Source organism: Spirosoma aerolatum, from assembly GCF_002056795.1.
GTDB lineage: Bacteria > Bacteroidota > Bacteroidia > Cytophagales > Spirosomataceae > Spirosoma > Spirosoma aerolatum.
Genome location: NZ_CP020104.1, coordinates 7,771,366 through 7,782,738 on the forward strand (window position 1 = coordinate 7,771,366; position 11,373 = coordinate 7,782,738).

Below are 11,373 nucleotides of genomic sequence, written 5' to 3' on the forward strand. Positions count from 1 at the left end.
TTCACATCGGGTTCATCATTTACGTCATATGTCAACATTAGCGCAACCTAACTGTATTTATTAGCTTACAAACTTGGATATTTACCAAATAAATAGCTCATTTACAAAGGCTTCCTCAACTACCACTCTTTGCCCCGATGATACGCTCTGGCTATCTGTACCTAGTTGTGCTTTTCTGGAGTGTATGGACTCAGTTTGTATGGGCGCAATCAGTGACAACGCCTATTTTTCGGGTCGATCATATTGGCGTTAGTGACGGCCTTACGCAAGGCTCGGTCTACTACATACACAAAGACAGTCGCGGCTTTCTGTGGTTTGGAACACAGGATGGATTGAATCGCTACGATGGCCACCATTTTCATACGTACCGACCCGCCTTAACAAAAGACGGAACCGTACAGCAAGGCACCATTCGGGGCATTAATATCTTTGGTATTGTCGAAGATACTGATGGCAACCTTTGGATAGGCACAGAGGTAGGCCTGAATCGCTATGATCGTCGGCATGACCGGTTCGATTGTTTTTTTGTCAATGGCTCAAAGCCAGGCCGTTCCCGGCTCACGAGCCGTACCATGCCTTTCTCTATTGACTCCACCAATCTGACTTACCTGAGCGATGCCGAAGGGCTGGTGCAGTTCAATTATCGAAATTTGCGCAAAACCATATTAGCGGCCAATCTGCATCCCACTCGCGAATATGATCTGCAAAGTTCCGCCGTTAAAAGCCCGTCAGGCGACATCTGGCTCCATGGAACCACAGGCATCCAGCGCTACGAGCCCGATACCCATACACTATCCCGTTATTTTAGCAATCATCCCCACAATCTGGCGGGTTCAGCCCAGGCGGTTTCCTCCTTTTTTATTGAAGACAGTATCGCCTGGCTGGGTACCCATAAAGGCCTGATTCGATTCAATTATAAGAACGGCACCTTCCAGACGTATGATCTGGTTGGCAACCATACGATTAGTTCAATCTATAGCCTGGCTTCCGACGATCGTGGCCGCCTGTGGCTTGGTACACAACAGGATGGTGTGTTGTATTTTGATAAACGGTCTCGTCTGTTTGGGCAGGTGACCGATTTCCTGAAAGCCACCCGGCAGCTCAATGAATTTAGGATCAGTAAAGTATACGTAGATAACACGGGAATTGTTTGGGCAAATACAGACCCCGACGGTATGGCCCGTATTGTTCCCGATGCCTTTTTATTCGGTGGTTCGGTGAAAAGTCAGGCAAATGATGGGCTGCCTACCAATCAGAAACTGACCAACTATACGATTCGGGGCTTTCTGGAGGAACGATTCGATCGGCTATGGGTGCTCACTCAGGGAGGCATCAATGTGCTCAACCCACGTACCAACCTAATAACCGAGCGCTTTTTCACATCACCACCAACTGGTAATGGCCGCCCTCAGATCATCCCTAAGTGTTTATACCGTGATCCGCAACGCCGTATCTGGGTGGGTCATATTGGTGGGGTTCTGGCGTTTGATTCAAAAACACGAACGTTTACATCCATTCCTTTTTCTACCTCAACCAACCTCGTTAGCAGTAATTATATACGCAACCTGGTCAGTATCAGTGATAGCTTTTTACTGGCTGGCACTGAAGATGGCCTCTATGTACTGAATACTGTCAAACGCAACTGGTCTAAATTACCTATACTCGACGGACAGAATATTTTCAGTATCTGGTACGACACCACAGCGCATCAACTCTGGGTAGGCACTTATCTGAACGGGTATTACTGTTATCAACTTTCCCAGCCAGAAGCCGGTAAACCCCTCAACTGGCACTTTCTTCGCTCTGGCCTGAAAGGGTTTATGATCTTACACATTCGGCCCGATGCCAGCCAACAAACAATCTGGCTTTCGTGCGATCGGGGATTAGTAGCGTTAAATGCACAGACGGGCCAATTCCGGCTTTATACCGAACAACAGGGCCTGGCAAACTCCTTCGTCTACGGCACGATTAGCGACGTTCAGCGGAAAATCTGGATGAGTACAAACCGCGGAATTTCAAGACTAGATCCCGAAACACAGGTTATCAAAAATTTTACCCCGAAAGATGGCCTTCAGGGGTACGAGTTCAATGGGAATGCTTTTATGCGGGCAGCCAACGGTGAGCTTTATTTTGGGGGTGTTAATGGTTTCAATCGGTTTCGGCCCGATGCATTTCGGAGCAGCACTTTCAATCCATACGTTTATATCTACTCCCTCAGTATCAACGAGCAGCCCTATCGTTCCGAGACCTATGTGGGTGAAACGAAAGAAATCCGTCTGAACCACTCCCAAAATACATTAGCCCTTGAATTTGCAGCCCTTGATTTCTTCAGCAACGGCCATAATTCCTACCAGTATCAGCTTGCGGGTTACGACGACCAATGGGTTATGGCTGGAGAGCGTAACTATGTGCGTTATGCCAATTTGCCACCCGGCCATTATACGTTTCAGATTAAAGCCGCTAATCAGGATGGGCACTGGAGCCATCGGATTCGGAAACTGGTTATTCACATTGAGCCCCCATTCTGGAAAACGATTCCATTTATGTTAAGTCTGATCGTACTGATTGTGCTAGGTGTCTGGATTTGGGTACGTCGCCGGGAAGACAGCATCCGCCAGCAGCAGATCGACCGACTTCGGTTGGCCTACGACATTCAGGAGCAGGTCAAAAAAGACATCGCCCGCGATTTACACGATGAAATTGGCACTCGCCTGGCCACCATCAAACTATATACGAACCAACTGACCAAACAGGCAGGTGAAACACCAAAAATCCTCTCCCTCAAATCGACGGTAAACCAGTTAATTAATGATACCATCAGCGATGTGCGTAACCTGCTTCGAAAGCTGAATCCTCAAACTCTGGAACGTCATGGGTATGTAGCGGCTGTCGACGAGCTATTCTCCCGAATAGGAGCCAGCGGGGGGATTGTTGCCCAATTTGATGGTGGAGAAACGTTGGAAAATACCGACCGACTCCCTTCTGAAACCGAAGTGATGCTTTACCGAATTACCCAGGAACTGGTTAGCAACTCACTCAAGCACGCCAGTCCCCGACGGATCGGTTTACACTTAAAACCTCAGCAAGATCAACTTGTTCTGGTTTATCAGGACGACGGATCGGGCTTTAATTACGACCAGATACGCAGCAAGGCGCCTGGGCTGGGCATGGGCAATATTGAATCGCGGGTAGCTTTACTCGGAGGACGCATCACCTGGGAAAGCAAGCCGGGCTTTGGTGTAAAAGTTACAATCGAAATACCGACTGACCCACTTAGCCACCAGCCAATCTACAAGGTGCTAATTAAGCAACCCCATGCCAATTAGTTCGGAAACTCAATACGGGGAACCACGCGGGGAATTAGTCCGCGCGAATCGTGCTGGAGCAACATCTCGAATAAAAGAACAGTAGCTGCGGCATCGCCCTGCGCCCGATGGCGCCCATGCAATGGAATTCCTAACGATTTACAGAGCTTTCCGAGACTATAAGAGGGATAGCCAGGAATTACTTTCCGACTTGTGCGAACCGTACAGAGTGTACGCCGACAAAAATCGTATCCCAGCCAATTCAACTCTTTTTTGACGAAGTTAAAGTCGAAACTGACGTTGTGCGCCACAAAAATAGCATCTTCGGTAATTCGCAGGACCGATTCAGCAACATCGGCAAACGTTGGAGCATCCTGAACCATCTCATCCGAAATTCCTGTCAGATACTGAATAAACGGCGGAATAGGGCAACCCGGATTAAGAAGCGAATGAAACGAATCAACAACCTGCTGGCCGTCGTGACGAAAGATGGCTATTTCAGTAAGACGCGTAGGGCCATTTATGCCTCCAGTTGTTTCAACGTCGACGATGCAATACACAAAAAATTCGTTATCAGTTACCCCATAAACAGCGAACGGTTAATAATGAGTTCGCCACCGACGGATTGAAATCTATTATTCCTGCAACGCCGATACCTGTACCGGCTGCGCTTGACCGGGTCTTCGGGCCACTACACCCTGCCGAATCAGTTGGAGGGTATAATCCAGAATATAATCCCGGTTAGTCATCAGATCGTTGTAACTACGCGAAACGGTGAAATCGGGTTCTACGGTGAACCCATTTGATCGGTCAGCACTTACAGAATGAGTCAATTTTTTGAGCGGGATACGAACCTGAATTCGTGAATTGGGCAAAATGACTGTTTTAAAATGCCCAGCAAAATCGCCCCAATACGCACTCCCGCTGGATTCGCCGACAAACGTACCCATGCCCGCATCGAGCGTTTTGGCCAGTACAGTAGTAGTTGCCGAGAAGGAAGCGCCATTCAGCAGAAAATACAGATTTCCCGTAAACGCATCTTTACGTCGTGGACGGTATTTATGCCGTAACGAGCGACTCGTAAAGCCTCCCCCTTTTTCTGATTTATATTGTAAGCTGAAATTAAGCGCCGAAAATGGATTCCAGGGGGTAACCAGTTCGGCCCGGGCCTCCCGTTTCATATCCTCATGCTCCATCATTCGGAACGACTTAGGCATCCAGTAGCGCAGCAGCCGAGCCGAGTTAAGCACAATACCGCCCCCATTGCCCTGCATATCGACAACCAGATTTTTTATATTCTCCTCCTTGATCTGCTTAAAAGCCCGTTTCAGCCGTCGGTTAAATGCCAGTTGAAACGGATCTTTCTTCTTTAACCCCATAAACGAAGAAACCCTCAAAACAGCCGTGTGAGTGAGCGTATCAACTACTTTGACAGACAGATTTGGACGCCGATCAATATCTACCCCATATCGACGCTGGATCGTCCGCCGAAAATCCTGAAGCGACAGACAGGCAATTCGCTCTTCACGGGTTAGCGTATCTGTAGTCAGCCGATAGGTAATTCGAACGGAATCGGCTGAACCAAACCAGGCTGCGTAATAATCAGCAAACTGCACCATACTCCAGAACCGGCGCCCCGTCAGGTTATCGCCGTCAGAGCCAGACCGATCGGCATCCATCAGTTCGCGATGCAGATCAGCCACTGCCCGACCATTGATCATCAGCAATTCGGTGCCACGTTGAAGCGACGTATCCGACGACACATTATGGCTGATATAATACCGATTATCGACGGGCCGGATGTAAAAGGGCAAATACCGCGTTTGCTTCCCAATATAATTTCGGCGGTGATTCAAATTGGTATGGCCGTCTTTCAAAGCTGTTACCAACGGGCTAACATGACGGTAAAACGCCAGATAGCTTATGGGGGCTGTTAGCCGGTTATACAGCGAATCGTAAAGGTGCTCCATACGAGCCTGCGGTGTATAATACCCCATACCCGGGTGCAAACCGTCGAGTTTATGTTTTAGAAACGAAATATCAGCCCGTGCCTGAGCAGGGGTTAACTCCTGGGCTGTAGCTATGCGATTACTAAGGTGGAGTAAGATGCTTATGATAAGCAGAATTCGGCCAATCTTCATCGATACAAGTTACGGTAGACGACGGCCTCCCTCCGACCGTATCATTCGTTAAGTGAAGATACGATCAGGCGTAACTATAACCAATGAAATTTGTTTAAAACTTCCTTAAAATTTCGCTTATGCCCCCTTAAACAGCATAACTAATCGATTTAGTTACTAATTTATTAACTATCCTTTCGGTGAGGGATAACCGTCCAGTGTTTTACACCGGGCATATGCTCCCCAGCAATAGCGTCGGCTACTTCTTCCAGATTTTCCTCGTTCGTAGTAAAAAAAAGGCTTTTAGGCTCGCCATCGGTTTGAGTAGGGCGTACCTCATAGTATTCATTGTGATGCTCGATAGCGTGTTTTTCAACAAGTTGGTATTGTGCCATAATTAGTCCATTCTGTTTAGTAACGTTAACCTGGTTTATTAAAGGATGTTTACAGCTTATCATACCAATTGTCCTGAAGCAACCCAATACCATAAGCTACTAATGATTAACCCAAAACTGTAATCAATATGGCCCCTGTGACCATTACGCTCGCGCCGATAAGTTTACGGACAATTCCCTGCTCTCGAAAAAACTGATAGCCAAACAACACACTAAATAAGGCCGACGTTTGAAACAGAGCCAACGCATAACCCACAGGCATACCAGCCAGTGCAACATTACTCGCCACCTGGGTAAGCCCAACGGACATACATAGCGCTATAAAAATGATCCGTTGATCTACCAGAAGTCCCATCTGCTGCCGCCACTGCTTTCGCATGGTTAGCATAATCCAAATTAGCGTACAGCCAAAGCCCAGCAGACACCAATAAAAAAAACGCGATGACGGGTGTTGATAGTAAAATAGCCTTCTTTAAAAATACGCCATCAATAGCCGAAAAAACCAGTGCAGCCAGTCGTAGCCTCACTTCAGGCCGCTCAAAAATCTGCCATGAAAACCCTTTGCGCTGCTGCCTGTCGGCCAACACAATATAACTGCCTGAAATGATAAGCAATACGCCCAACAATCCCCACAAGCCTGGAATTTCATGTAATACGAATACACCCATGATCAGACCAACCACCGATTTATACGCATTGATAGGCCCCAGCACCGACAAATCGCCAACGTGTAGCGCCTTTACCAGAAATACATTACCAAACATAGCTAATACACTAGCAACCAACATACTCAACCAGAATTCATCACACAACCCCAGAACCCGTAGCTGAGGCCAGAAAACCAGACAAACCAATGCCAGAAAGCCATACGTGGCTGAAATCACGAACAAAGGATCGGTCGCACGTTGTGTCAACTGCTTTTGAAACACGTTTGAAAGTGGATTGGCAAAAATCCGAACCAGAACGGCCAGGGAAGTCAGGGTTATAATGGTCAGTAGCATAGTTCATTGGCGCTGTATAAGCAAAGCCATTGTAGGACTCTTCATCAAGCTTTATATCTGTTAAGTTATTTTTATGCCTAATGCAGCATCAAACCCTCAACTTCACAGCTTTTTTTTCAACATTCACTTTCCTGATTCACAAATGTTTCGTACCTTTGCGCTCCTATTTTTGGAGAGGAGGAACGAAAGGTGAACGCATTACGCGCATACGACATTCACATTGTCGGTCTGGACAATAAACGGCACGAATACGACTTTACGCCGGACGATGCGTTTTTTGCTGCGCTGGATCAGGATTTGATTGAGAAAGGAAATGTACATACACATTTGCTGCTTGACAAATCGGAAACCATGATTCGGCTCGATTTTCAGATCAAAGGCACCGTCGAACAAGTCTGTGATCGTAGCCTTGAGGAGTATGATGAACCAGTTGATACACGGCATACCATGCTGCTAAAATTTGGCGATCATAACGAAGAACTGACCGACGAGATTGAACTTATTGAACGAAACACGGCCACAATTAATGTAGCCCGTTACATCTTTGAGTTTATCAGCCTATCTCTTCCTATGAAACGTTTGCATCCGCGTTTCCGGGCAGAGGAGGATTCGGACGACGATGATCAGAATGGTAAAGTAATTTACCGTACGGATGCTGAAGCTGACGACGTAGACGAGCAACAACCTGAGATTGATCCTCGCTGGGCAGCTCTACGAAAATTAAATAACAATTAAATGACGTTGTAGAGAGATGGTGCTGTGTGGTTATCCGGTTTCATTTTTAACTGTTGCCTCCATTACCTCTATAGCTAAATAACCAGACAACTTTATACCTTAAGACAATGGCACACCCCAAACGACGCCACTCAAGCACCCGACGCGATAAGCGCAGAACACACTACGTTGCTACACCTGTAGCGCTCTCGACCGACGCGCAAACTGGCGAAGTACACCAGCGCCACCATGCTCACGTTTTTGAAGGCAATCTGTTCTATAAAGGACAAATGATTGTTGAGAATTACGCCAAAACGGCATAAAACTTGACCATTTATGAAGAGTATTTCGCCGACGTCTTTCCGAAGATGAACGCGAAATACTTTTTTATTGCCTGTCACCTGCCTATTTTTACGCATAGATAAGTAGGCAGGCAATTTGTGTCAGGCATTGCCAGGAAGCGCTAGTCGTTTACTATCAATTACTTATAGGCATAATTGCCTACTGACAGGCCCTTAATTTACAACCCCGACGAACAGGGAAGTATTGAACAAACCGAGTCAATGAAAATTGCAGTGGACGCAATGGGTGGCGATTTTGCCCCCGAAGCAATTGTGGAAGGAGTAATTCAGGCCGCTGCTGAATTGCCGGAGGATGTGGCTATTGTGTTGATCGGTAAGCAGGCCATTATACAAGCCCTGCTTGACAAACATAATGCCAGTGCATTGACCAGCATTGAGTTGGTAAATGCCGATGATATTATTGACATGAGTGAGCACCCTACCAAGGCGCTCTCCCAAAAACCCAATTCCAGCATTGGAATTGGGTTTAAGCTTTTGAAAGACAAACAGGTTGATGCGTTTTGTAGTGCAGGCAATACGGGTGCCATGCACGTCGGAGCTCTGTTTAGCATCAAAGCGATTGAAGGCATTATGCGGCCCTGTATTGCTGGCTTTGTTCCACAAATTACAGGTGGTCATGCCGTAATGCTCGACATTGGCGCCAATGCGGATTGCAAACCCGAAATGTTGGCGCAGTTTGGCGAAATAGGCTCTATTTACGCCCAATATACATTTGGTATAGATCAGCCCCGCGTGGCTCTAATGAACATTGGTTCTGAAGAACAGAAAGGATCATTGGTTGCTCAGGCTGCCCATCAACTTCTTAAAGACAATCGTCGGATTAACTTTGTAGGCAATATTGAAGGGGGTGACTTCTTCGATGGAAAAGCAGACGTCATCATTACGGATGGCTTCACTGGAAACGCCATGTTTAAATTGGGCGAGTCCTTTTATGATATTGCCAGCCGACGAGGTATTCGTGATGAGTTTCTGGACAAAACCAACTACGAATCGGTAGGGGGTAGCCCAATATTGGGCGTCAATGGCAATGTAATTATTGCTCACGGGATCTCATCACCTTTAGCGATTAAAAACATGATTGGCCTGGCCATTCGACAGGTTGAGTCCAACGCATATATAAAAATTGCACAAGCATTGAGTTAGTTTTCTGTTTACAGTATTCGGTTTATCAGTAGCTGATGTGTGAACTGGATACTGTAAACAGAAAACTTTGTAAATACCACTTATGAGTAAAGCTGCCATAACAGGAGTCCACGGCTACGTTCCCGACTATGTGCTGACCAATGCTGAATTGGAGCGTATGGTGGATACAAATGATGAATGGATTACAAGCCGTACAGGCATTAAGGAACGGCACATTCTCAAGGGTGAAGGTATGGGCTCGTCGCACATGGGGGCAAAAGCCGTAACCGGTCTGCTGGAAAAAACGAACACCAAACCCGAAGAAGTCGATTTACTGATTTGCGCGACAACAACCCCCGACTATGTGTTTCCATGCACAGCTAACCTTATCTGCGACATGGTCGGCATCCGTAATGTAGGAAGCTTTGATATTCAGGCTGCTTGCTCTGGCTTTGTGTATGCGCTCACAGTAGGTTCTCAATTTATTGAGACCGGCAAATACAAAAAAGTAGTTATTGTCGGGGCAGACAAGATGTCGGCGATTGTTGATTATACTGATCGCACTACTTGTGTACTGTTCGGTGATGGAGCTGGCGCAGTCCTTCTTGAACCGAATGACGAAGGGAATGGCGTGCTGGATTCGATTATCAAATCGGATGGCGTCGGACAAAATCACCTGTTTCAGAAAGCAGGCGGAAGCCGCTATCCGCCTACCCACGAAACCGTCGAAAAACGCTGGCATTACGTGTATCAGGACGGCCCTTCGGTATTTAAGTTTGCAGTGAAAAATATGGCCGATGTGTCTGCCGAAATTATGGAACGGAACCACCTGAAAGGCGCTGATGTGGCCTGGCTGGTTCCACACCAGGCCAACAAACGCATCATCGACGCGACAGCCCATCGGATGGGCATTGAGTCGGATAAGGTCATGATGAATATTTACCGGTACGGCAATACCACAGCCGCAACGATCCCGCTTTGCTTATTCGATTATGAAGCACAGTTAAAAAAGGGAGATAACCTGGTACTGGCCGCTTTTGGGGGTGGTTTTACCTGGGGAGCCGCCTATGTAAAGTGGGCCTATTAATTTCATATATGAGGTATGATATAGGATATATTTTGCCGATTATCTACGTCATACATCATACACCTAACATCATATAGTTTAAATATGGCAACGACCGCAGACATCCGCAACGGACTAGTCTTAAACTTCAACAACGACCTTTTTCAAATCACTGAATTTCAGCATGTAAAGCCAGGAAAAGGCGCTGCATTTGTCCGTACTAAGCTAAAAAGCCTGACTACAGGCCGTGTTATTGACAACACCTTTAACTCAGGAGTAACCATTTACCCTGTACGCGTCGAGCGTCGGAAATTTCAATATTTGTACAAGGATGAAGCGGGTTATAACTTCATGGATCAGGAAACGTTCGACCAGATCAACCTTGACGAGAAAATAGTTGACAGCGCCGATCTGATGAAAGAAGGACAGGAAGTTGAAATGCTGATCAATGCTGAAAACGAAACTCCTCTTTCGTGCGAACTTCCTCCGTTTGTTGAACTGGAAGTAACATATGCTGAGCCAGGTATTAAAGGCGACACAGCCAACAGTCCCAAAAAACGGGTTGAAGTCGAATCGGGTGCTAAAATTATGGTCCCGCTTTTTATTGATTCTGGCGAGAAAATTCGGGTCGATACCCGTACCCGTGAATACGTTGAACGAGTGAAATAGCTATCATCAAACAGTTAGTCCCCAATACAGTTAGAGAGTAAATTTCTTTCCTAAACTACCAATCACTCATTCAACTGTGTGACTACCAAACTATGACAACCCAAGACATACAGCAACTTATTGACTTCATTTCTCAGTCTGGTCTGGACGAAGTCAATATCGAAACAAATGACCTCAAAATCAGCGTCAAGCGATATGGTTCGGGTGCTCCGGCAGCTGGTGCAGCAGTACCAGCCATTGCCCCTGTTGCACCAGCTGCTCCTGTAGCACAACCTCAGGCGGTTGCCCCAACAGCGACATCGGCCCCAACGCCAGTAGCAACGCCTAAGGCAGACACTTCAAACTACGTTACCATTAAGTCGCCCATGATCGGTACGTTCTATCGGTCATCAAACCCTGAAACCCCTTCGTTTGTCGAAGTAGGCGACAGTGTGACCGAAGGCAAAGTGGTTTGCATCATTGAAGCCATGAAGCTCTTCAACGAAATTGAATCCGAAGTATCGGGCCGCATTGTGAAAGTGCTCGTTGAAAATGCGACGCCTGTTGAGTATGACCAGCCGCTGTTCCTGGTAGAACCCATCTAAACCAAAGAGTGAAAGAGTGAAAGAGTGAAAGAGCG

The 11,373-nt window shown here is 46.8% G+C and carries 12 protein-coding genes; 7 read left to right on the forward strand and 5 right to left on the reverse strand.

The window, feature by feature from the left end:
- The first annotated feature begins 137 nt into the window (after positions 1-137).
- A complete protein-coding gene (locus B5M13_RS32405) occupies positions 138-3,326 on the forward strand; it encodes a sensor histidine kinase (protein ID WP_080059592.1) in 3,189 nt (1,062 codons plus the stop codon).
- Here B5M13_RS32405 and B5M13_RS32410 read toward each other — a convergent pair.
- From B5M13_RS32410 to B5M13_RS32425, 5 genes are all read right to left on the reverse strand, one after another.
- Positions 3,323-3,865 (reverse strand): 3'-5' exonuclease, encoded by a 543-nt coding sequence (locus tag B5M13_RS32410; RefSeq protein ID WP_080059593.1) that lies wholly within the window; start codon positions 3,863-3,865, stop codon positions 3,323-3,325. The genes B5M13_RS32405 and B5M13_RS32410 overlap by 4 nt on opposite strands.
- A gap of 75 nt (positions 3,866-3,940) precedes the next feature.
- Positions 3,941-5,446: a S41 family peptidase gene (locus tag B5M13_RS32415; protein ID WP_080059594.1), complete on the reverse strand. Its 1,506-nt coding sequence runs from the start codon at positions 5,444-5,446 to the stop codon at positions 3,941-3,943.
- Positions 5,447-5,610: 164 nt separating this feature from the next.
- Positions 5,611-5,820, reverse strand: coding sequence for a hypothetical protein (locus tag B5M13_RS32420; RefSeq protein WP_080060176.1), 210 nt, complete (start codon positions 5,818-5,820; stop codon positions 5,611-5,613).
- A 106-nt stretch (positions 5,821-5,926) separates the two neighbouring features.
- Positions 5,927-6,208: a hypothetical protein gene (locus tag B5M13_RS34375; RefSeq protein ID WP_449448527.1), complete on the reverse strand. Its 282-nt coding sequence runs from the start codon at positions 6,206-6,208 to the stop codon at positions 5,927-5,929.
- Positions 6,099-6,821 (reverse strand): EamA family transporter, encoded by a 723-nt coding sequence (locus tag B5M13_RS32425; protein WP_245859615.1) that lies wholly within the window; start codon positions 6,819-6,821, stop codon positions 6,099-6,101. Before B5M13_RS32425 ends, B5M13_RS34375 begins: the two co-directional genes overlap by 110 nt.
- Positions 6,822-7,010: 189 nt before the next feature.
- On the opposite strand from B5M13_RS32425, the gene B5M13_RS32430 reads away from it, so the two are divergent.
- From B5M13_RS32430 to accB, 6 genes are all read left to right on the forward strand, one after another.
- Positions 7,011-7,556, forward strand: coding sequence for a YceD family protein (locus B5M13_RS32430; protein ID WP_080059595.1), 546 nt, complete (start codon positions 7,011-7,013; stop codon positions 7,554-7,556).
- A 107-nt stretch (positions 7,557-7,663) separates the two neighbouring features.
- Entirely contained in the window at positions 7,664-7,858 is a 195-nt protein-coding gene (gene rpmF / locus B5M13_RS32435) for a 50S ribosomal protein L32 (RefSeq protein WP_080059596.1), read from the forward strand.
- 240 nt (positions 7,859-8,098) lie between these two features.
- Complete coding sequence (plsX, locus tag B5M13_RS32440) at positions 8,099-9,040, forward strand: phosphate acyltransferase PlsX (protein ID WP_080059597.1); 942 nt, start codon at positions 8,099-8,101, stop codon at positions 9,038-9,040.
- 82 nt (positions 9,041-9,122) lie between these two features.
- Positions 9,123-10,106, forward strand: coding sequence for a beta-ketoacyl-ACP synthase III (locus tag B5M13_RS32445; RefSeq protein ID WP_080059598.1), 984 nt, complete (start codon positions 9,123-9,125; stop codon positions 10,104-10,106).
- A gap of 84 nt (positions 10,107-10,190) precedes the next feature.
- Positions 10,191-10,754, forward strand: coding sequence for an elongation factor P (gene efp / locus B5M13_RS32450; protein ID WP_080059599.1), 564 nt, complete (start codon positions 10,191-10,193; stop codon positions 10,752-10,754).
- A 92-nt stretch (positions 10,755-10,846) separates the two neighbouring features.
- A complete protein-coding gene (accB, locus tag B5M13_RS32455) occupies positions 10,847-11,338 on the forward strand; it encodes an acetyl-CoA carboxylase biotin carboxyl carrier protein (protein WP_080059600.1) in 492 nt (163 codons plus the stop codon).
- Positions 11,339-11,373 lie beyond the last annotated feature (35 nt).